Source organism: Thiothrix nivea DSM 5205 (genome assembly GCF_000260135.1).
Classification (GTDB): domain Bacteria; phylum Pseudomonadota; class Gammaproteobacteria; order Thiotrichales; family Thiotrichaceae; genus Thiothrix; species Thiothrix nivea.
The window spans coordinates 3,686,629-3,707,516 of record NZ_JH651384.1 but is presented as its reverse complement, the minus strand read 5'-3'; the positions used below and the strand labels follow the sequence as shown (position 1 = coordinate 3,707,516).

The window sequence follows — 20,888 nt, the reverse complement described above, 5'->3', positions numbered from 1 at the left end:
GATGCCCTCGTGTTTGTTATGGGGTTTTTATTGGGGTTTGTTGTCTAATTCCGCCTGCAAACGTTCGATTTCCTGCTGCTGTTGCGCCAGTTGCTGTTCCAGCGAGGTAATGGCCGTGTTTTGGGCGGCAACCTGCCCGGCTTGTTTATCCTGTGTCAGCGCATCGACTTGCTGGCTTTTTTCAGCCAACTGTTGCTGGGCTTGCTGCAATTGCTGGGCGGAGACATTGAGTGCAGCCTGCAACTTGTCCAGTTCAAGCTGCTGCTGTTGCAATTGCTGCTGAAGACGGCTGGTGGCCTCATCCGTTTGCACCATTTCAGGAACCTGTGGGCACTCCACTGTGCCGGAATTGCAACTGGCCAACAGCAACCCAAGGCTAACGGATACCACCGACAGTAGTGGCAATAATGGATGGCGTTTGTTAGCCGTCATGGCTTGAGTTCCCTGCCCGTTTATATTTGAAATAGATTTATCTTATTAAAGCAGGGTTAATGATGAATGTGAATAGGTGTAGCCGCTATCCATCAAATTTTATGATTCCCTCCAACGGCAAAAAACACTCACTGAAAAGATGCGCATTTCACAAAAACCGTGGATAATGCAACGTTTTCGAGCATTACTGACCCGCATTCATGCCAAGGAAATTTTTCCGCAAATGGGCTCCAGATCCCGGCAAACTCAAGCAGCATAAGCATCTTCAATTCCTTGGGGATACGTTGGACATGCCCTGTTTGTGGCATCTGAACCGACGTAGCGTGTCGGCGGCATTTGCGATTGGCCTGTTTTGCATGTGGTTGCCGATCCCGTTCCAGTCGTTGCTGGCTGCTTTGCTGGCGGTTGTGTTCCGGGCGAACCTGCCCTTGTCAGTGGTGCTCGTGTTCATCACCAACCCGATCACCATGCCGCCCATGCTTTATTTTGCCTATGAGTTGGGGGCAGCCATTGTTGGAAAACCACCCAACGATTTCAATTTCCACGCCAGCCTGGACTGGCTAATGAATGGCCTGGTATTGATCTGGAAGCCCTTTCTGCTGGGCATTTTCCTGATGGCAATCATTTCCTCGATTGCAGGCTACTATGGCATCCACCTGCTGTGGCGAATGCATGTGTTGCAACACTGGAAAAACCGCCGCGAACGCCGTTTGCAAGCACGCCAGCACAAAACAACGCAGCCAAAGCAACAGACCAAAGCCCCCTACGACCCTGACCAACCTGAAGAATAAACCTTTAGGCAAGTCCCAGCACACCATCCGCCAACCGGTAAACTGTATCCATTTTCGCTGCCAGTTGCAGGTCGTGGGTCACGACCACGAAAGCGGTCTGCAAGGATTCATTCAACCCCTGCATCAGGTTGAAGACGTGCTCGGCGGTGCCCTGGTCCAGATTGCCGGTTGGCTCATCCGCCAGCACGGCTTTGGGGCGCGTGACCAGCGCGCGGGCAATGGCGGCACGCTGGCGTTCACCACCGGACAATTGCGCAGGCTTGTGGTCAAGACGTTCCTTCAGCCCTACCTTTTCCAGCATGTCGGCGGCCTGGGCGCTGGCTTCGGCCACTTTCATGCCCCGGATCAGCAAGGGCATTGCGACATTTTCCAGCGCACTGAATTCCGGCAGCAGGTGATGGAACTGGTACACGAAACCCATGGATTCATTGCGCAGCACGCCGCGTGCGGTATCCGACAACTGATCCATGCGCTTGCCCAGCACCTCCACATGCCCCGTGGAGGGCAAATCCAGCCCCCCCATCAGGTGCAGCAAGGTACTCTTACCACTGCCGGAACTACCGAGGATGGCGACCTTTTCGCCTGCATGTACCTGTAGGTCAACGCCGCGCAGCACCTCTACATCCAGCCGCCCTTCCTTGAAACGCTTGCCCAGTTGCTGGCAGGCAATGATCACATTGTTGTTCTGGGGATTACTCATAACGCAGCGCCTCCGCAGGCTGGACTTTGGACGCGCGCCAGGCAGGGTAAAGCGTCGCCAGTATCGACATCAGCAGTGAACTGAACACAATCACGAGCACATCACCCGGATTAACTTCTGATTCCAGCTCACTAATGAAATAAACGTCGGAATTGATAAAATGGGTGTCGAACAGGCGTTCCAGCACTGGCACGATCACATCCAGATTGGACGCCAGCAGCACGCCCAGCACCACCCCGATGATGGTGCCAAATACCCCGATCAGGGTTCCCTGCACCATGAAAATCTTCATCACCCGCCCGGATGACAGCCCCAGGGTACGCAGAATGGCAATGTCGCCCTCCTTGTCCGTCACCACCATTACCAGCGTAGACACCAGGTTGAAGGCCGCCACCGCCACGATCAGCAGCAGGATGATAAACATGACGGATTTCTGCGCCTGGATTGCCTTGAACTGGTTTTTGTTCAAGTTAGTCCAGTCATTGACCCACATATCCGGCCAGTATTGCCCCATCCGCCCCAGGATTTCCTGACCCACCTTGGGAGCCAGATACAAATCATCCAGCATCAGGCGCAAACCAGTGATATTACTGCCCATCTCGAAGGTGTTGGCGGCGTCTTCCAGGTTGATGTAGGCAAAACTGCTGTCATACTGCTGCATGTCGACGCGGAAAATCGCGGCAATGGTGAAGCGTTGCAAAGCAGGCAATTCACCAGACTCCAGCGCACTTTCACTAGGGCTGACCAGGGTCAGGGCATCACCCACCTTGACCTTGAGATCCTTCGCCATGGTAGCGCCAACCGCAATGTTGAAACTGCCCGGCGTCAACTTGGTCATATCACCTTCGACAACATGCTTGAATACTGTGCTAACCTGGCTTTCCAGTTCCGGCGAAACGCCTTGCAACATTGCTCCACGCGCTTCTTCGCCTTCACTCAGCATGGCTGCCTTTTCGATGAATGGCGAAACCGCTTTCACATGCGGGTAATCCAGCAAATCCTTCTGCACCTTCTGCCAGTCCGGCACCATCAGGTCAGTCTGGGACACGGTAATGTGCGACAGCATCCCCATAATGCGCTCACGCATGGTCTGCTCGAAACCGTTCATCACCGACAGCACCGTGATCAGCACCAGCACGCCAATGGCAATGCCGACCATGGAGGCCAGCGAAATGAAGGAAATGAAATGCTTCTGCCGCCGCGAACGGGTATAGCGCATGCCGACAAACAGCTCCAGCGGCTGGAACAGCTTACTCATAACGCAGTGACTCCGCAGGCTGGACCTTGGATGCGCGCCATGCCGGGTAGACCGTCGCCAGCACTGACGCCACCAGCGACGCAATGCCAATCCACAACACATTGTCCCAGCGCAGATCCGACGGAATTTGACTGATGTAGAACACGTCAGACGAGAAAATCTGGAACCCAAACGTCTTCTCAATCGCCGGAATCACCACATCAATATTCAGCGACAGCCACGCCCCCAGGCCAACTCCAACCAGCGTACCGAACACACCAATAATGCTGCCCTGGATCATGAAAATCCGCATGATACGCCCGCCATCCATGCCAAAGGTACGCAGGATGGCAATATCCGACTCCTTGTCATTCACCGTCATCATCAGCGATGCAACCAGGTTGAACAGCGCCACACACACCACCAAAAACAGGATTAGGGTCATGGCAATGCGCTCGGTTTTGACGGCGCGGAAAAAGTTGCCGTGTTCCTCACTCCAGTCCGTCACCTCAAACTGGTTGCCCAACCGCGCCTGCAAATCATGCCCGACGGCTTGCGCCGCGAACATGTCATCCAGTTTCAAACGAATGCCGCCAACATCCTCACCCAGCCGGAACAAACGCTCGGAATCGCTAAGTTCAATGAACCCCGTCATGCCGTCGTATTCCGGATGCCCAATCTGATAGATGCCGACCACGGTGAAACGTTTCAGGCGCGGCAGGATGCCAGCAGGCGTCACCTGTACCTGCGGCACGATCACCGTCACCTTGTCACCGGGCATCACCCCCAGGTTAGCGGCCACTTCCACCCCCAACACAATGCCGTATTCGCGTGGCTTGAGCTGGTCGAAGCTGCCTTCCAGCATCTTGAAATTTACGTCGCTGACCTGCCCCTGCAAAGCCGGGTCAATGCCTTGCAGCACTACCCCACGCATCAGGTTACCATTGGTCAGCATCACCTGTTTTTGCACATAGGGGGCTGCACCAATCACATGTTTTTGCGCCTTTAATCCGTCGATTTTGGCCACCCAATCAGCCAATTGGCCATTTGTCCCCGAAACCGTGACATGCGAAACCACACCCAGTATCTTGTCCCTGAGTTCCTTTTCAAACCCGTTCATAATCGACAGCACGGTGATCAGCACCATGACCCCCAACAGGATGCCGAGCATCGAAGCGAACGAGATGAACGAGATGAAACGGTTACGCCGCCGTGAATGCGTGTAACGCTGACCGATGAATAATTCGAGTGGTGTAAACATGGCTGGCGATTGTACCGTGCTGACCGTAAAAACACAGCATTAACTGTTGAGTGTCGTCAATTGTCAAAGTATCGGGAGATAAGACATGCGTCTGCCCAAATGGTTTAGCATCCTGCTGCTTTCCGTGCCATTTTTAGCCACTTCAGCCTTCGCCGACTACCCCACACGCGGCATGAGCATGAAAGCCGTCAAGGCGCAATATGGTGCACCCTATTCCGTGCGCAAATCCGCCGGGCCGGTCAAACGGCAATGGCCACGCATCACCGTGTGGAATTATGGCGGGTTTTCAGTTTATTTCGAGCGTAAAACAGTTTTGCACACGGTAGTGCACTAACGGGATTCAGGACGAAACCCGTACTGTCCAGGATCAGGACGCCTCTCCCCCGCCGGAATGTGGGGGAAGAGGTTTCATTCCCCATGGGGAAACAGGTATTCAGATGTCGCGCAGCAGTTCGTTGATACCGACCTTGCCACGGGTTTTTGCATCGACCTTTTTCACGATGACCGCGCAGTACAGGCTGTATTTGCCATCCTTGGAAGGCAGGTTGCCGGATACCACCACAGAACCCGCCGGCACGCGCCCGTACATGACTTCACCCGTTTCACGGTCATAGATGCGGGTACTCTGGCCGATGTAAACACCCATGGAAATGACGGAACCTTCCTCGACGATCACGCCCTCCACCACTTCGGAACGTGCACCGATGAAGCAGTTGTCCTCAATAATGGTCGGGCCAGCTTGCAGCGGCTCCAGCACGCCACCGATACCAACCCCGCCGGACAAGTGCACATTCTTGCCGATTTGCGCACAGGAACCAACCGTCGCCCAAGTATCCACCATTGTGCCGCTATCCACATACGCGCCAATATTGACGTAGGAAGGCATCAGCACGCAGCCCGGCGCAACATAGGAACCATGACGCGCCACCGCGTTAGGCACCACCCGCACGCCACCGGCAGCGAAATCATCCGCACTCAGACCCGCAAACCGGGATTTAACCTTGTCGTAGTACTGGGTGCAACCGCCATCCATCACTTCGTTGTCATTCAGGCGGAACGACAGCAATACCGCTTTTTTCAGCCACTGGTTCACTTCCCAATTGCCCACGCCATGCTGGGTCGCGATGCGCAGCTTGCCGGCATTCAGCAGCGCCAGCGCGGTATTGACGGCATCACGGGTGCTGGCGTCAGCGTTACGTGGGTTAATGTCGGCGCGGCGCTCAAACGCCTCTTCGATGATAGCTTGCAGTTCTGCAACTTCTGACATGTTCGTCTCCAATTCAAAGGGTTTCGGTTACGCGCCGGATACGTCCCGCCGCTTCAATACAATCTTCCAGTGGGGCGACCAGCGCCAGCCGCACGCGGTTTGCACCCGGGTTCAGCCCCTCGGCTTCCCGCGACAAATAGCTGCCGGGCACGACATTGACGTGCGCCTGGGCAAACAGTTCTCGGGTAAAGGTTTCGTCATCTACCGGTGTCTTTGGCCACAGGTAGAAGCTGGCTTGTGGCATCTGCACATCCAGTACCGGTGCGAGTATATCCATAACGGCAGCAAATTTCTGCCGGTACAGCCTGCGGTTTTCCTGCACATGCGTTTCGTCATTCCAGGCCGCGATGCTGGCAAGCTGGAACGGTAGCGGCATGGCGCAGCCGTGGTAGGTGCGGAACAACAGGAACTGTTTCAACACCTCCGCATCCCCCGCCACGAAACCGGAGCGCATCCCCGGCGCATTCGAGCGTTTGGAAAGGCTATGGAATACCACACAGCGTTTCCAAGCCGTATTCCCCATTTGGGCGGCGGCTTGCAGCAAGCCCGGCGGTGGCTGGTCTTCGTCGAAATACAGTTCGGAATAGCATTCGTCGGAGGCGACGATGAAATCGTGCTGTTCCGCCAGTTCCAGCACCTGCTTGAGCGTCTCCAGCGGCATCACGGCCCCGGTCGGGTTGCCGGGGCTGCAAATGTAGAGCAACTGGCAGCGCCTCCAGACTTCCGCCGGAACTGCGGCAAAATCCGGGATAAAACCGTTATCTTGCGTGCAATGCAGGAAAACCGGTTGCGCACCCGCCAGCAGCGCCGCCCCTTCGTAAATCTGGTAGAAGGGGTTGGGCATGACGATGGCTGCGTCCGGCTTGCGTTGCACAACGGTTTGCGCAAAAGCGAACAGGGCTTCGCGGGTACCGTTGACGGGAATCACGTGTTGCCCTGCATCCAGCGCATCCTCCGGCAACTGAAAGCGGCGGGTCAGCCAGCCAGCAATCGATTCCCGCAAGGCAGGCATACCCTTGGTTAGCGGGTAATTCGCCAACCCGCCCAGATTGTTGCTGATAGCCTGATGGATGAAATCCGGCGTCGGGTGTTTCGGCTCGCCCATTGCCAGGGAAACGGCGGGTACGCCAGCCGGGGATACGCCCTCCAGCAGGGAGCGGATTCTTTCAAACGGATAGGGTTGCAGGCGGGCAAGATCAGGATTCATGGGTGCAGCTCGTTCCGGTCACAAACAGGAAATGCGCTAGTATAGCGGAAAACCGTTGCAGGGTTAGGAACAGCCTGCAACCGGACAAGGCAACCACCTATCAATCATCAGGTAAACAGCACCAAGGCAGGGGCAAAATTCCAGGCATTACAGCCAAGGCAACAGCAGCATTTTGCCGGGGGTTGCCCCCCATATGCCTTGGAAACCAGCGAAATACAGAGTGGGAATACTGGCCATCAACACATAGAACGCCGCATCGGTATAAACGGCGTGGTACAACAACCACGTCTGCCCAAATACGCACAGCACCGCGAGTGTCACCAGCAGAACGACCAGCACCAGATCAAACGCCAGCGCCAGCAGACGCATACCCGGGTTGCCATGTCGATGGCTGGCTATGTAATTCAGGAAATATCCCTTGTTGACGGGGGTTGAAAACGGGGCATTGGCTTTCATACATGACACTCCTTGTCACGATAATGTCACACACACTCACCACCTAGTATAGTCAAGCAATCCCGATTCTGCCGAAACAAAAAAGAGCTTCACCCATTCACCCATTAATGCCCCCCATACTCAGGTACTTCAGTTCCATGTATTCATCCAGACCGTAACGGGAACCTTCCCGCCCCAGGCCGGAGCTTTTCACCCCGCCAAACGGAGCCACTTCCGTTGACACCATGCCGGTGTTGATGCCGACCATACCGTATTCCAGCGCCTCAGCCACCCGCCATACCCGCCCGATGTCACGGGCGTAGAAGTAAGCAGCCAGACCGTATTCGGTATCATTCGCCATCTGGACAGCTTCGGCTTCATCCTGGAAGCGGAACAGCGGCGCAACCGGGCCAAAGATTTCCTCCCTGGCTACCCGCATGGAGGGTAATACGTCTGTCAGGACAGTAGGCTTGTAAAAGGTGCCACCCAGTTCGTGCCGCCCACCGCCACCGATGGCTTTTGCACCACCTGATAGCGCATCCGCCACCAGTTCCTCGACCTTGCATACGGCAGCTTCGTCGATCAGTGGCCCCTGATTAACATCGGCATCCAGCCCATTGCCTACCCGCAAACTGGCAACCTTCTCTGCCAACTTGCGCGCAAAAGCGTCATACACGCCTGCCTGCACCAAGAAACGGTTGGCGCACACGCAGGTCTGGCCTGAATTACGGTATTTGGAGGCCAGCGCGCCTTCCACCGCCTCATCAAGGTCGGCATCATCAAACACAATGAAGGGCGCATTGCCACCCAGTTCCAGCGACAGTTTTTTCAAGGTTGCGGCGCATTGGCGCATCAGCAACTTGCCTACTTCAGTCGAGCCGGTGAATGACAGCTTGCGCACCACCGGGCTGGCAGTCAGCTCACCACCGATAGCCACCGGGTCGCCGGTAACAACGTTGAAAACACCTGCGGGGACACCGGCGCGTTCTCCCAATTCCGCCAGCGCCAGCGCCGTCAGCGGCGTCTGTTCCGCCGGTTTGAGCACCAACGTGCAACCTGCCGCCATGGCTGGCCCCAGTTTGCGGGTAATCATGGCTGCGGGGAAATTCCACGGCGTGATTGCCGCGCACACGCCAATAGGCTGTTTGATCACCAGTAGCCGCTTATCCGCCTGCGGGGAGGGAATGACATCGCCATACGCCCGCTTGCCTTCTTCGGCAAACCAGTCGAAGAAGGCGGCGGCATAGTTGATTTCGCCGCGCGCTTCCGCCAGCGGCTTGCCCTGCTCCGAAGTCATGAGCACAGCGAGGTCTTGCTGATGTTCGCGTAGCAATTCCGCCCAGCGGCGCAGGATGCTGCCACGTTCCGCAGCCGTTTTCGCCCGCCATGCAGGCAATGCGGCCTCAGCAGCGGCAATAGCCTGCCGGGTTTCAGCTGCACCGCAATCCGGCACGGCAGCCAGCACTGCGCCTGTAGCGGGATTGCGCACTTCCAGGGCTTTACCGCTTTCCGCCGCGATCCAGCGCCCATCAACGTAACAAGCAGGACGCAACAGGTAAGGGGCTTGTAAGGTCAGCATGGCGGTTCTCCAGTCAAATGACAAAACGGGGCAAGGTATAGGTGGAAGGTAAACCGAATACCGCCGGGTAGGCAACATGCACGAAATACAACCCCGCTGCCGGGGCTGTCATGCCCGCCTGGGTACGGTCGCGCAGCGCCAGCAACTCGGCAATCCATTCCAGCGGACGCTCCCCCGCCCCCACTTTCAGCAATGAACCGACGATATTGCGCACCATATGGTGGAGAAAGGCATTGGCAGCAATATCGACGTGGATGAAATCCTGCTCGCGGCTGACCTGGATTTCAGTAATTTCACGGATAGCATGACGCGCCTGGCAACCTGCCGCCCGGAAACTGGAAAAATCCTGCTCACCAACCAGCACCTGCGCGGCCTGATGCATGGCGGCGGCATCCAGCTCGCCATGCTGCCAATGTACGCGCTTATGCAACAGCGCTGGGCGTGCCTGCCGGTTAAGGATGATATAGCGGTAACGGCGTGAATAGGCGGAAAAACGCGCATGAAAATCTTCCACCACGGGCTGTATCCAACGCATGGCAATGCCATCCGGCAAATGGGCGTTGCTGCCGAATAACCAGCCGCGTTGCAGGCGCTCTGCGCTGGTTTCAAAATGGATAATTTGCCCAAGCCCGTGGACACCGGTATCGGTACGTCCGGCGCACACGACCTGGATGGGTTCCGCCGCAACTTGGGAAAGCGCCTGTTCGACATGTTCCTGCACCGTGGGCGCGTGACTCAGACGTTGCCAACCGTAAAAGGGGCTGCCATCGTATTCGATACAGGCTGCAAATTTCATTCAGTTGTGTCCAAAGCAGTAAAAACGCAAAAGGCTGGTTAAACCAGCCTTCGCGTCAACATAAGAAAGACCGGATTAACCGGCTTTTATAGCGGGAATACGCCAATTCATCAACCGGTCTGGTGCAACAGGACTTCGGCTTCACGACGCTGGTCGTCATTGCCTTCGACCATGACTTCCTCCAACGTGCTGCGCGCACCTTCGATGTCGCCCATATCCAGATAGGCGCGCGCCAGATCCAGCTTGGTGCTGATGTGCGCTTCGTGCAGGTCAATTTCCTCATCAGGGAAGTCGAGGAAAGACAGCGCGTCATCAATGTCGCCCAGCCAGTCCTTGTCTTCTTCGCTGATCGGCGCGTAGAAGGTATCCTTCGGCAGGATGCGGTTGATGCCGGTGTTGTTGTCCAGATGCAAGTTCAGGTGCGTGGCATTGCTGGTGCTGGCGGCTGCCATTGCGGGCGCTTCCATGGCAGCGGGCGCGGAACCCTCTTCCACCTTGCGGTCATGTTCGTCATCAAAATCGAAATCGGGCAGGTCATCTTCTGCGGAAACAGGGGCATTGTCAGCTTTGGGCGCTCCCACCCTCGCCACTGGCATGGAAGGCTCCTCCGGCAAATCGAGGTCGAAATCCAGATCGAGGTCATCATCCAGATCTTCCAACTCGAAAGTTTCTTCTTCCAGGGACGCCATTGGCTCGCTGCTACCAGCATCCTGCGCAGCTACGCCCTGTCGCAGCTTCTGCTGGCCATCCAGTTCCAGCCCCATATCCAGGTCTGGCAATTCCGGCATGGCGGTAGGCTGCCTAAACGCTTCCGCGCGTTCGGCATCATTTTCTTCACCTTCCTGCAATAGCTTGTCGAGGTCTATATCGTCGAAATCCAGCTCACCCAGCTCCAGGTCACCGAAATCATCATCTGCCGGAGTATCGACATGGCTGTCATAATGGTACGGGTCAGCAGGCTCTGCCTCAGCCGGCATCTGCCGTGCCACCTGAGTGGTAGCATCATCATCCGCTGCTGCCACTGTAGCCGCCCCTGCTGCTGCCGCGCCGCCAAGCGCAGTAGCAACCGTAGCCGCCACAGAACTGAACCCGCCGCTGGAACCATCACCCAGATACAGTTTGTTATCCGGGCTGATCTTGCGGCCCCATTCAGCGATGGACTTCCACAAGGCTTCCTTGTTGGGGCCTTTCATGCTGACAAACTGCTGCGCCTGCTGGTCGAATGCCTCACGGTTATTGGCAGCGAAGTAACATTCCAGCAACTTGTGACGGTATTCCAGCTTGTCAGGGTCACGTTCAATGCCCTTTTTCAGCTCACTTTCCGCTTGCTGATACAGGCCATAGGCAATGTAGACGTTGGCCTCGGTCAATAAGTCATCTTCGCCTTCAGGCTCATGCGTGGAAGCGATATGGGCAGGCGTGGCTGCTGGCTGGCGGTCATCAGTGCCCCAAACATGGTCATCATCGTCACCAAGACCGAACGGGTCATGATCGGCAACGCCATGGGCATGTGAACCACCACGATTTTCCGCCTTGCTCAGTTCGCTTTCCAGGGAGTCCAGATCCATGGATTCCCTTTCGTCAGCGGTCATTTCCAGATCGTCATCCAGATTGGCAAAACGTTCGTCCGACTTGTTGGAAACAGCACTTTCCGGCTTGCGGCGGCGACCCAGCAACCACAACAGCAGCAGCAAAGCCAGGGAACCCGCGCCGATCTTCAGTGCCAGCGGCGAAGTCAGCAGACCCAGCAGGTCATTGCCCTCTTGCGTCTGATCCGCGAACACCGGAGCCGGTTTCTGATCAACCGGGTTTACTGGCGTTACCGGCACGACTGCTGGCTTGGGAGGGGTGGGCGCAACCGGTGGTTTCAAAGGTATCAGGGAGCTGCTGGCTGGAACCGGTTCATTGACTGGCTGGACAGGCGGTGTCACCGGTACAGGCTGGGTAGCAGCATTGCTTTGTGCTGGGCTGCCAGCATCCGGAGCCTCCCCAACTGCCGCAGCAGGTGGTTTGCGTACAGGCGTGGAAGCGGGTTGCTCACCGCGCAATACGGCGTCATTGTTTTGGCCAGCGACATTCGCCATATGGGTCTGAATGTCTTTGCCCTGATCCGGCGTTTGCGTGGCGGCGGGCTGCCCCGCGCCAACAGGCATTTGACCAACGGCGGTCTGTTGCCCACCTGCACCTGCACCCTGACCCGTAGGCTCACCAGCCAGATCGGGTGTCTTGATACCAGTGGCAGCCAGTTGCTTCTGTAATTCGGCCAGCTGGTTATCACGCAATTCCAACAAGCGGTTTTTCTTGCCAAGCATGGACTCAAGGTCAGTCACCCGAGACTTGAGTTCAGTGTTCTCTTTCTGGCGCGCAGCCAACGACTCATTCGCCAACGCAAGCTGCTTTTCGATTTCAGCCAGCTTGGCGCTGCTGGCGGCAACCGCAGCATCCTTGGCTGAACCACCACTTTGCGCACCCAGCACTTCAAGCCGCGCCTTGTCCTGGGCGCTACTGGCCGTTTGAGTCTGCGGCTTGGCCGCTGGTGTCGCCGGTTTGGTGGCAGCTTTAGTGCCACTGGACTGCTGCGGAACAGTATTACCTGCCAACGCCTTGCGGAATTCACGCCACTCGGCGTTCTGCTCACGTATCTGACGGCGTGCTTCTGCCCTGGAGACAACGCCCACATCACCCGCTGGTGGTGCTTTCAACGTGGCGCCTGCACGCAGGTTATTGATATTTTTGTCGATAAAGGCATTTGGGTTAGCCCGGAACAAGGCCATCATCATCTGGTCATTGTTGACGCCGGGTTGCCGCAAGCGGGATGCGACACCAAACAAGGTGTCACCCGATTTAACGCGGTAAGTGCGGTTGCGGTTGGCATTGGCCGCCGGTTGAGAGGCCGGGGCGGCAGCCATCTGCCTGCCCGAAGGGCGGCGGACATTACCGGTCGCTCTGGGTTCGGCACGCACTGACGCTTCTCCGGCAACCGTATTGCCTGGCTGCATCAGCACTGGTGGATCCAGCATGACCGTATATTCTTTAAGCAACTGTCCCTGCGGCCAACTGACTTCCAGCAGGAAGTTGACGAACGGTTCCTGAATAGGCGAATCGGAAGTCACCAGGATAACCGGCTTCCCACCCTGGATGGTCGGTGTAAAATGCAGATTACTGAGGAATTCAGGGCGAGCGACACCTACCCGGTTGAAGACATCAGGAGGCGCAAGACGTACCCGGATCTGGCTGGCATCCGCAGGGGCAGCGGACAACAGGTCGATGGTGGCGCGCAGTGGCTGGTTTAGATGAGAGTTGGACTCAATATCCCCAAGCCCCAAGGCGCTGGAGACCGCAGGATACGCTCCGGCGATGAATATAGCTAAGCTCAAGGCTTGTTTATTCACAGCAATTCCCCTTCGATTCTTTATATGTACGATTGTAGTATCCCTGATTCATCACCTATACAACTCTTATTAGGCCCTTGTTATTCTTGATGAATAGCGATTCTCGTTATTGTTTCTTAACGCTGGAACTATATATTAGTACATTATCTTAAGCAATGTCGCCCCGAGACAAGCTTTTGTATAGTTTGGCAAAAATTCTGCCATATCCGCCGCATATTGTGGGTAATGATGAATTAATTCCCGCTTAACCTGAGACTACAGGTAATCCCGCAGTAAAATTTCCGCAATCTGGATGCTGTTTAAAGCCGCGCATTTGCGCACATTATCAGCCACCGTCCATAAATTCAGGCCAGATGGATGGGAAATGTCCTCACGGATACGGCTGACAAACACCGTTTCAGCGTTGACAGCTTCAGTTACGGGGGTCGGGTATCCCCCATCCTGCCGTTCATCCAGAATTTCCACGCCAGGGGCACTGCTCAGGAGGTCAGCTGCTTCCTCTGCCGAGAGCTTGCGTTGCGTTTCGATGTGGATGGCCTCGCAATGTCCAAAAAATACCGGGACACGCACAGCGGTGGGATTAACCGCCAACGTAGGCAAGTCGAGAATCTTGCGGGTTTCCTGCACCAGCTTCATCTCTTCCCATGTATAACTATTTTCCATAAATTTGCCAATTTGTGGCAACACATTGAATGCGATCTGTTTCGGGTAAACAAGCGGCTCGATTGGCCGGGCATTCAGCAGTTGTGCGGTCTGGCGTGCCAGTTCATCCACCCCGGCACGCCCTGAACCGGAAACTGCCTGATAGGTGACAACGTTGATGCGGGTAATGCCTGCCGCATCGTGCAAGGGCTTCAAGGCTGCCAGCATCTGGCTGACACCGCTGCCGGGGTTGGCGATAATGCGCCGCTGCGCGTAGTCGGCAATGGCTTGCGGATTAACCTCTGCCACCACCAGTGGTACGTCATCTTCAAAGCGGAAACAGGCGCTATCATCAATCACGATACAGCCAGCTTCTGCTGCCAGTGGCGCATAAACCGCTGCCACATCTTCACCGGCGGCAAACAGGGCAAGCTGTACGCCGGAAAAATCGAAACCGGCCAACGGTTCTACATCCAGTGTTTTACCACCAAAATCCACTTCCTGTTCGCCATCGGTTTCTGCTTCCAGCGCATACACATCCCCAACCGGGAACTTACGGGAAGCCAGCAAATCCAGCATGGCCTCCCCGACCAGACTAGTCGCACCAACGACAGCAATGTCCATTTTTTGCGTCATGCATCAACCTTGCAGGGCAGCAACTACGGCATCACCCATTTCCGCCGTACCTACCTTGCGGCAGCCTTCTGTGTAAATATCGCCGGTACGGATGCCTTCCGCCAGCACCTTTTTCACTGCCACTTCAATGCGCTCGGCCAACTCACCTTTGTTCAGGCTGTAGCGCAACAGCATGGCGACTGACAGGATGGTTGCCAGCGGATTGGCCGCGCCCTGCCCTGCGATATCCGGCGCTGAACCGTGGATCGGTTCATATAAGCCACAAGCAGAAGCATTCAGGGAAGCGGAAGGCAACATACCAATGGAACCGGTCAGCATCGCCGCCGCATCAGACAGGATGTCGCCGAACATATTGGTGGTCACCATGACATCGAACTGCTTGGGTGAGCGCACCAGTTGCATCGCCGCGTTGTCGACGTACATATGGCTGAGTTCGACTGCCGGGTATTCCTTGCCGACCCGCTCGACCACTTCACGCCACAATTCAGACACTTCCAGCACGTTGGCCTTATCGACGGAACACAGGCGCTTGTTGCGCTTCATCGCAGTTTCAAACGCGACGCGGGCAATGCGGTCGATTTCGGGTTCGCTGTAAACGAGGGTGTTGTAGCCCTTGCGTTCACCGTTTTCCATCACGTCAATGCCGCGCGGCTTGCCGAAATAGATACCACCGGTCAGTTCGCGCACGATCATCAGGTCGAGGTTGGCAACCACTTCCGGCTTTAGGGTGGAAGCGCTGGCCAGCGCTTCGTACAGGATGGCAGGGCGCAGGTTGGCAAACAGTTCCAGATCGGAACGGATCGCCAGCAAACCACGCTCAGGGCGCAACGGGCGATCCAGATTGTCGTATTGTGGGCCGCCAACCGCACCTAACAGAATAGCGTCAGCTGCTTTTGCCAGCGTTTGCGTGGAAGCCGGGTACGGGCTGCCTTCGGCATCATAACCAGCACCGCCGATGTTGGCGTATTCCATTTCCACCGACAGGCTACCTTCAGCGGTGAAAACATTCAAAACCTTGATGGCTTCCGCCACGATTTCAGGCCCGATACCGTCGCCGGGCAATACCAGAATTTTATGTGTCATGTATCTCAAACCCCAAAACTAAAACAACCAGGGCGCTTCCTGTTGGCGGCGCGCTTCGTAAGCCTTGATGTCGTCTGCGTGTTGCAGCGTCAGGCCAATATCATCCAGCCCGTTCAACAGGCAATAACGGCGGAACTCGTCGATGCTGAAAGCGAAAGTGTCACCCGTTGGCGTGATCACTTGCTGCTGCTCCAGATCAATGGTGAGCTGGTAACCTTCCTGTGCTTCCGTCTCACGGAACAATTGATCAACGCTTTCGGCAGACAGCGTAATCGGCAGCAAACCATTTTTAAAGCTGTTATTAAAGAAAATATCCGCGTAGCTGGGGGCAATGACAGTGCGGATACCGTAATCCGTCAGCGCCCACACTGCGTGTTCACGCGAGGAACCGCAACCGAAGTTTTCTCGCGCCAATAGTACGGAGACACCAACATAACGCGGAAAATTCAGCACGAACTCATGATTAACAGCACGTTTGCTGTGATCCATGCCCGGTTCACCCGGCTCGTTATAACGCCAGTCATCAAACAGAGTTGGCCCAAAACCGGTGCGCTGGATGGATTTCAGGTATTGCTTGGGGATAATCGCATCCGTATCGACGTTGGAACGGTCAAGCGGCACCACCAAACCCGTATGTACAGTAAATTTTTCCATGATGATTACTTGCCCGCTTCTTTCTCGATCGAACCGCCCAGTGATTTGAGATCCTTGCCGATACCTTCAACGGTACTGCAACCGGCAACCAGCAAAACAGCCAGCAGGGAAACAACAGTCAGTAACTTTTGCATGGGGTAATCTCCTCTACAGGGTACGAACATCAACGAAATGGCCGGTCACTGCCGCAGCGGCAGCCATTGCCGGGCTAACCAGATGGGTGCGCCCACCCTGCCCTTGCCGGCCTTCGAAGTTACGGTTGGAGGTGGAGGCGCAACGCTCACCCGGCTCCAGCCGGTCAGCATTCATCGCCAGACACATGGAACAACCCGGCGCACGCCATTCAAACCCGGCTTCGACAAAGATTTTATCCAGACCTTCCTGCTCCGCCTGCTGTTTGACCAGACCGGAACCCGGCACCACCATCGCCAGTTTGACGTTGGCAGCAACCTTGCGGCCTTTAGCAACTTCGGCAGCAGCGCGCAAGTCTTCAATCCGCGAGTTGGTGCAGGAACCGATGAATACCTTGTCGATCTGCACCTCGCTGATCGGGGTATTGGCTTCCAGCCCCATGTATTTGAGCGCGGCGCGGATGCCATTGGCCTTGACGCTATCGCTTTCCTGCTCCGGGTCGGGCATTTTGCCATCCACCGGAATGACCATTTCCGGCGACGTGCCCCAGGTGACTTGCGGCTTGATGCTGGCGGCGTCGATACGCACTACCCGGTCAAACACGGCATCGTCGTCGGAATGCAAATCGCGCCATGCGGCAACGGCCTTGTCCCAGTCTGCGGCTTTCGGCGCATAGGGGCGGCCTTTGACGTATTCGATGGTAGTGTCATCCACCGCCACCATACCGGCGCGCGCGCCGCCTTCGATCGCCATGTTGCAGACCGTCATGCGGCCTTCGATAGAAAGGTCGCGGATGGCTTCGCCGCCGAATTCGATGGCGTAACCGGTGCCGCCGGCAGTGCCGATTTCACCGATGATGGCGAGCACGATGTCCTTGGCAGTCACACCGGAGCCAACCTTGCCATCCACGCTCACCAGCATGTTTTTCATTTTTTTCTGGATCAGGCACTGGGTGGCCATGACGTGTTCGACTTCGGAGGTGCCGATGCCGTGTGCGAGTGCGCCGAATGCGCCGTGGGTGGACGTATGCGAGTCACCGCAAACCACCGTCATGCCCGGCAGGGTTGCACCCTGCTCCGGCCCGATGACGTGCACGATGCCCTGGCGGATGTCGCCGAGACGGAATTCGGTGATACCGAAGGTTTTGCAGTTTTCATCCAACGTTTCCACCTGGGTGCGGGAAACCGGGTCGGTAATGCCGTGTTCCAACCCCGTGGTCGGCACGTTATGGTCAGGCACGGCTACCATGGAACTGATACGCCATGGCTGGCGGCCAGCGATCCGCAAACCTTCAAATGCCTGCGGGGAGGTGACTTCATGCACCAGATGGCGGTCGATGTAGAGCAGACAGGTTCCGTCGGCTTCCTGGCGAACCACGTGAGCGTCCCAAACCTTGTCGTAGAGCGTTTTGCCGGTCACAAACAAACTCCTCGGAAAATCTAATGGATTGGAGGAGAGTAACACCTGCTCAGAGATAAATAAAATTCATAATTTTCATATTATGGATTCCGGCAAAGAATCCATGCTTATGAGTATCTACAGGGGGTGATCTTCGTAGGGGCGTATTGCATACGCCCTCTTCGGGAGGTTATTTCATGCGCATCCCTTAATCCACTGTCACGGTAATGGTCAGCGTCACGGGCGGCTGCCCCGCATCCAGATTGCCAATGTCCCAGACACCCGTTGCCGTGTTGTACGTGCCTTGCGAGGCTACCGGCGGCGTCCCGGTTGCCAGCGTTACACCTGCTGGCAGCACATCCGTCACCTGTACACCGGTGGCATTTGTTGTACTGGTGTTGCTGGCAGTCAGGGTATAAACCACCGTGTCGCCACGGCGGGCATTGGCTTTATCCGCGACCTTGCCCAGTTCAATGTCAACTGCCACTGCTTGCTCCCGGTAGCCAAAATCCAGCGTATGGTTATTCTCACCCGCCCCCCCGACGGCCACGACAATCTGCCCGGCGGCGCTAGCGTCAGAGTCACGCAAATCCGTCGTAGCGTTGTTATCCGTCGCCCCGTCAGCATTCTGGGCAGTGACCTCCAGGCCATCCAGTTCGGGCTGCCCGCTGCTGGCAACCACAACCGTGCAGGTCTTGCCGGAAGACAGGAAAGCAGCATTGCTGGCACTGGAAAACAGGTACTGGCCACCATTGGCCGTGGCCGCCGTGGCAACATCGCTACCGCAGGTCAGGGTAACGTCAACACCGTCAATACCCGCTTCGCCTGCATCCTGGATGCCGTCGCCATCGGTGTCGTCCCACACTCGGTTGCCGATCTCGATGGGGGCGGGGTCGCAGAGCAATTCAATATCGCCAAAGTTATTGGCCTTTCCAAAATTCGCGCCAAGATAGGTAGTATTGGCCCCGCCAATCACCTGTCCGGTGACGTTGTTGAAGGCGTAAAAACCCATTCGATAATTGCGGCCAAGACCATCGATCTGCGTTGAGAAGAGCGGGCCGCCGGGAAGCTGCGCCAGCGCACCGTTTGCTGCCTCACCTTCGCGACCATCATCGTCCCAATACCATTCGCCCTGCGGCGTTCCCGGCCCTTGCAGATTCGGGGCATTGCCTCTCAGGTTCGTAGCTCCGACTACCGAGCTACGCCCTTCACAGCCACCGCTGGCTTCTACAGTCCAGCCGCCACTGCCATTGGCGCACGCATATAAGGTCTCGCCACCTTGGGTGCCTGACGAATCCTCAATCATGTCACCTGAGCGAGCACGGAAGCCCAGCACCATATCTGCGCCGACGAATTCGATATCGGAGAGCCAGGGATGTTTGAACGTGCTGAAATTAAGTGGTGAGATTACGGTGCTCCAATTGTTCCAGGTCTGATTCCTTTCACTAGTGTCACGCGCATAGGTCAATGGCTGGTCAATGACGGGGGTCGTGTTAAAAGCGGAGGCCGCAGGGTCAAACTCGTAGACATAGGCGCGCAAGGCAGAATTGCTGTATGTCGCAGCCGTATACCCCGTACAAGTCAAGCCAACATAGACTTTGCCCGTCCGCGGATGCACCCCCAGCCCCAGGGCGGACAAGCCCTGCGCACCGCTTCCCCCTGTACAGGTTGCGGGGACGGGAATGGCATACCCAGTGGTGCTGCCAGTATGGGTAATCGGGGTGGTCGCCGTATTCAAGGGGACTGCATAAAGATTCCGGTTGGCCAGATTGACCAGATAGAGCGTCTGTTGATCCAGCGACAATTCAAGGTCGCCTAAGCCGCTGAAACCAACCTGCGACTGCGCCTCTGAATCACTATCAATTGCAGCGGAAGAACCAGCACTCGCCCCGCCGGTTAGGTTGGCAAGATTAAAGAAGAGTTGCGGTGTGCCGCCATTGACGGGAATACGATAGACGGCATCGGCCCCCCCCGCGCCAAAGCCGATGCCGTTACGCTTGGCAAACGCACCGGCAAACAGATCACCGCTTTGATTTCGGTACGCCAACCCAAACAACGAGCCTAGTTCTGCAAAAGTCGCCACTTGGTCGGTGGGCACTCTGTTCGTTGTGTCGTAGGTGAAATAGGTGGGATCAAACAACAACTGGGTATTGACCGTTTTCAGCGCCGAGTCTGAGGTGCTGTCGGCTTGGTATACCACTGCCATGGTTGGATTGGCCTGGCAGTATTCACAAGGCACCAACAGGGCCAAATTGGCTGTGCGGGCAGCGGCGGTGTCAGCATTGATAAACTGTACGCTCGTACCGCTCTGCGTCCCGTTTTGGCCGGATCCGTAACCACTGGGCAAGCTACTGAACTCCACACGATAAGGCCCCTGTACCCCATCCAACGAAGCTACCGTAAAGGTGTAGTCTCCGTTCGCATCGGTAGTCGTCGTCTCGCGCAACGCCCCAGTGGAGTCGTAGATCGAGACTTGCACATTGGCGACGCCAACGTCGATCACCGTACCGCTGGTATCAATGGTGCCGTCGCTGTCAAAGTCCTGGTAGACCCGCCCCGCAATCGGCCCGCTCGGTGTGAAAGGTGCGGCCTGAACGCCCCCTGCCCATAACAGCAGCACCCACAGCAACATGGCAGTTAATGCCTGTAGCAAGTACGGCACGTTGGCGTTAGCCCCGCCGCCCCCGTGGATTACCTGATCTGCCTTCCCCATGATTGATCACCTTTAATTATTCTACGCCCTGAACGCCTAACAGCATTCGTCACAAAATCACTACCGACCATCGTTTTTTAGCCAATAATGTGCGGATCATGCCTTAATCAGTCTTGCTTATGGCTGAATAACATCATGAAGCGCCGGTGACAGCCCCCTTGCTGCTATAATGGAGGAATGCCTTTTTTCCCTGGATAGCCCATGCCCCGACATTTCAACACCGCAGACCCGGTTCATGCCGAAGCCGATGTGAACTCATCTGGACGCAGCAAGTCAGTTGCAACGCATCATCAACGGCGGCGGGCGCATCAACCGCGAATACGGCCTGGGCAGGAAACGCACCGACCCGTACATCGAATGGCCGGTGGATGAGGCACACCTGCTGATTTTCAACCGCCGCCCGGAAACGGCCTGGGATGCGCGGATTTGGCAGCGGGTGGAAGCGTTTGGGGCACGCCAGATTGGGGTGTGGGGGGCATAAGCAGGGGCTGGGTGGCTTATCCGTTACCTCCACAAACCAAAGTGCCCGCCGC

At 56.4% G+C, this 20,888-nt stretch carries 19 protein-coding genes; 3 read left to right on the top strand and 16 right to left on the bottom strand.

The features are described from left to right. Positions 1-27 precede the first annotated feature (27 nt). Positions 28-432: a hypothetical protein gene (locus THINI_RS18500; RefSeq protein ID WP_002710050.1), complete on the bottom strand. Its 405-nt coding sequence runs from the start codon at positions 430-432 to the stop codon at positions 28-30. Between the two features lie 200 nt (positions 433-632). Between THINI_RS18500 and THINI_RS18495 the strand changes: the two genes are divergently transcribed. Further along, entirely contained in the window at positions 633-1,223 is a 591-nt protein-coding gene (locus THINI_RS18495) for a DUF2062 domain-containing protein (RefSeq protein ID WP_002710049.1), read from the top strand. Positions 1,224-1,227: 4 nt separating this feature from the next. Here THINI_RS18495 and lolD read toward each other — a convergent pair whose 3' ends face one another. From lolD to THINI_RS18480, 3 genes are read right to left on the bottom strand one after another with little or no spacing between them, the layout of a single operon-like run. Continuing rightward, entirely contained in the window at positions 1,228-1,923 is a 696-nt protein-coding gene (gene lolD, locus THINI_RS18490; protein ID WP_002710048.1) for a lipoprotein-releasing ABC transporter ATP-binding protein LolD, read from the bottom strand. Beyond that, entirely contained in the window at positions 1,916-3,181 is a 1,266-nt protein-coding gene (locus tag THINI_RS18485) for a lipoprotein-releasing ABC transporter permease subunit (protein WP_002710047.1), read from the bottom strand. The genes lolD and THINI_RS18485 overlap by 8 nt, the downstream gene beginning before the upstream one ends. Next, complete coding sequence (locus THINI_RS18480) at positions 3,174-4,421, bottom strand: lipoprotein-releasing ABC transporter permease subunit (RefSeq protein ID WP_002710046.1); 1,248 nt, start codon at positions 4,419-4,421, stop codon at positions 3,174-3,176. Before THINI_RS18480 ends, THINI_RS18485 begins: the two co-directional genes overlap by 8 nt. 85 nt (positions 4,422-4,506) lie before the next feature. Here THINI_RS18480 and THINI_RS18475 point away from each other — a divergent pair, with 85 nt between their 5' ends. Further along, the gene (locus THINI_RS18475; RefSeq protein ID WP_002710045.1) at positions 4,507-4,755 is read left to right on the top strand and encodes a hypothetical protein; all 249 of its coding nucleotides are present in this window, start codon (positions 4,507-4,509) and stop codon (positions 4,753-4,755) included. A 99-nt stretch (positions 4,756-4,854) separates the two neighbouring features. On the opposite strand, the gene dapD is transcribed toward THINI_RS18475, so the two are convergent. The 12 genes from dapD to THINI_RS18415 all read right to left on the bottom strand — a co-directional run bounded on the left by dapD (position 4,855) and on the right by THINI_RS18415 (position 20,355). Continuing rightward, the gene (gene dapD, locus THINI_RS18470; protein WP_002710044.1) at positions 4,855-5,688 is read right to left on the bottom strand and encodes a 2,3,4,5-tetrahydropyridine-2,6-dicarboxylate N-succinyltransferase; all 834 of its coding nucleotides are present in this window, start codon (positions 5,686-5,688) and stop codon (positions 4,855-4,857) included. Between the two features lie 13 nt (positions 5,689-5,701). Then, the gene (gene dapC, locus THINI_RS18465; protein WP_002710043.1) at positions 5,702-6,895 is read right to left on the bottom strand and encodes a succinyldiaminopimelate transaminase; all 1,194 of its coding nucleotides are present in this window, start codon (positions 6,893-6,895) and stop codon (positions 5,702-5,704) included. Between the two features lie 147 nt (positions 6,896-7,042). Continuing rightward, complete coding sequence (locus THINI_RS18460; protein ID WP_002710042.1) at positions 7,043-7,351, bottom strand: RDD family protein; 309 nt, start codon at positions 7,349-7,351, stop codon at positions 7,043-7,045. Between the two features lie 97 nt (positions 7,352-7,448). Further along, the gene (locus THINI_RS18455; RefSeq protein ID WP_002710041.1) at positions 7,449-8,909 is read right to left on the bottom strand and encodes an NAD-dependent succinate-semialdehyde dehydrogenase; all 1,461 of its coding nucleotides are present in this window, start codon (positions 8,907-8,909) and stop codon (positions 7,449-7,451) included. A 13-nt stretch (positions 8,910-8,922) separates the two neighbouring features. Next, positions 8,923-9,705 (bottom strand): tRNA pseudouridine(38-40) synthase TruA, encoded by a 783-nt coding sequence (gene truA, locus THINI_RS18450; RefSeq protein ID WP_002710040.1) that lies wholly within the window; start codon positions 9,703-9,705, stop codon positions 8,923-8,925. 110 nt (positions 9,706-9,815) lie between these two features. Then, positions 9,816-13,097 (bottom strand): motility hub landmark protein FimV, encoded by a 3,282-nt coding sequence (locus THINI_RS18445; RefSeq protein ID WP_002710039.1) that lies wholly within the window; start codon positions 13,095-13,097, stop codon positions 9,816-9,818. Between the two features lie 255 nt (positions 13,098-13,352). Then, the gene (locus THINI_RS18440) at positions 13,353-14,375 is read right to left on the bottom strand and encodes an aspartate-semialdehyde dehydrogenase (RefSeq protein ID WP_002710038.1); all 1,023 of its coding nucleotides are present in this window, start codon (positions 14,373-14,375) and stop codon (positions 13,353-13,355) included. 3 nt (positions 14,376-14,378) lie between these two features. Next, complete coding sequence (leuB, locus tag THINI_RS18435; protein WP_002710037.1) at positions 14,379-15,458, bottom strand: 3-isopropylmalate dehydrogenase; 1,080 nt, start codon at positions 15,456-15,458, stop codon at positions 14,379-14,381. Positions 15,459-15,476: 18 nt separating this feature from the next. Next, a complete protein-coding gene (gene leuD, locus THINI_RS18430; RefSeq protein ID WP_002710036.1) occupies positions 15,477-16,112 on the bottom strand; it encodes a 3-isopropylmalate dehydratase small subunit in 636 nt (211 codons plus the stop codon). Between the two features lie 5 nt (positions 16,113-16,117). Continuing rightward, entirely contained in the window at positions 16,118-16,246 is a 129-nt protein-coding gene (locus tag THINI_RS18425; protein ID WP_002710035.1) for an entericidin A/B family lipoprotein, read from the bottom strand. A 13-nt stretch (positions 16,247-16,259) separates the two neighbouring features. Then, complete coding sequence (gene leuC, locus THINI_RS18420) at positions 16,260-17,663, bottom strand: 3-isopropylmalate dehydratase large subunit (RefSeq protein WP_002710034.1); 1,404 nt, start codon at positions 17,661-17,663, stop codon at positions 16,260-16,262. Positions 17,664-17,850: 187 nt separating this feature from the next. Further along, the gene (locus tag THINI_RS18415) at positions 17,851-20,355 is read right to left on the bottom strand and encodes an SdrD B-like domain-containing protein (protein WP_002710033.1); all 2,505 of its coding nucleotides are present in this window, start codon (positions 20,353-20,355) and stop codon (positions 17,851-17,853) included. 277 nt (positions 20,356-20,632) lie between these two features. On the opposite strand from THINI_RS18415, the gene THINI_RS18410 reads away from it, so the two are divergent. Continuing rightward, entirely contained in the window at positions 20,633-20,836 is a 204-nt protein-coding gene (locus tag THINI_RS18410) for a hypothetical protein (protein ID WP_040839594.1), read from the top strand. Positions 20,837-20,888: the final 52 nt, after the last annotated feature.

Excerpts from the sequence above, each read along its gene's own strand:
- THINI_RS18500 (WP_002710050.1), bottom strand. The coding sequence starts at position 432 with ATGACGGCTAACAAACGCCATCCATTATTGCCACTACTGTCGGTGGTA.
- THINI_RS18495 (WP_002710049.1), top strand. The coding sequence starts at position 633 with ATGCCAAGGAAATTTTTCCGCAAATGGGCTCCAGATCCCGGCAAACTC.
- lolD (WP_002710048.1), bottom strand. The coding sequence starts at position 1,923 with ATGAGTAATCCCCAGAACAACAATGTGATCATTGCCTGCCAGCAACTG.
- THINI_RS18485 (WP_002710047.1), bottom strand. The coding sequence starts at position 3,181 with ATGAGTAAGCTGTTCCAGCCGCTGGAGCTGTTTGTCGGCATGCGCTAT.
- THINI_RS18480 (WP_002710046.1), bottom strand. The coding sequence starts at position 4,421 with ATGTTTACACCACTCGAATTATTCATCGGTCAGCGTTACACGCATTCA.
- THINI_RS18475 (WP_002710045.1), top strand. The coding sequence starts at position 4,507 with ATGCGTCTGCCCAAATGGTTTAGCATCCTGCTGCTTTCCGTGCCATTT.
- dapD (WP_002710044.1), bottom strand. The coding sequence starts at position 5,688 with ATGTCAGAAGTTGCAGAACTGCAAGCTATCATCGAAGAGGCGTTTGAG.
- dapC (WP_002710043.1), bottom strand. The coding sequence starts at position 6,895 with ATGAATCCTGATCTTGCCCGCCTGCAACCCTATCCGTTTGAAAGAATC.
- THINI_RS18460 (WP_002710042.1), bottom strand. The coding sequence starts at position 7,351 with ATGAAAGCCAATGCCCCGTTTTCAACCCCCGTCAACAAGGGATATTTC.
- THINI_RS18455 (WP_002710041.1), bottom strand. The coding sequence starts at position 8,909 with ATGCTGACCTTACAAGCCCCTTACCTGTTGCGTCCTGCTTGTTACGTT.
- truA (WP_002710040.1), bottom strand. The coding sequence starts at position 9,705 with ATGAAATTTGCAGCCTGTATCGAATACGATGGCAGCCCCTTTTACGGT.
- THINI_RS18440 (WP_002710038.1), bottom strand. The coding sequence starts at position 14,375 with ATGACGCAAAAAATGGACATTGCTGTCGTTGGTGCGACTAGTCTGGTC.
- leuB (WP_002710037.1), bottom strand. The coding sequence starts at position 15,458 with ATGACACATAAAATTCTGGTATTGCCCGGCGACGGTATCGGGCCTGAA.
- leuD (WP_002710036.1), bottom strand. The coding sequence starts at position 16,112 with ATGGAAAAATTTACTGTACATACGGGTTTGGTGGTGCCGCTTGACCGT.
- THINI_RS18425 (WP_002710035.1), bottom strand. The coding sequence starts at position 16,246 with ATGCAAAAGTTACTGACTGTTGTTTCCCTGCTGGCTGTTTTGCTGGTT.
- THINI_RS18415 (WP_002710033.1), bottom strand. The coding sequence starts at position 20,355 with ATGGGGAAGGCAGATCAGGTAATCCACGGGGGCGGCGGGGCTAACGCC.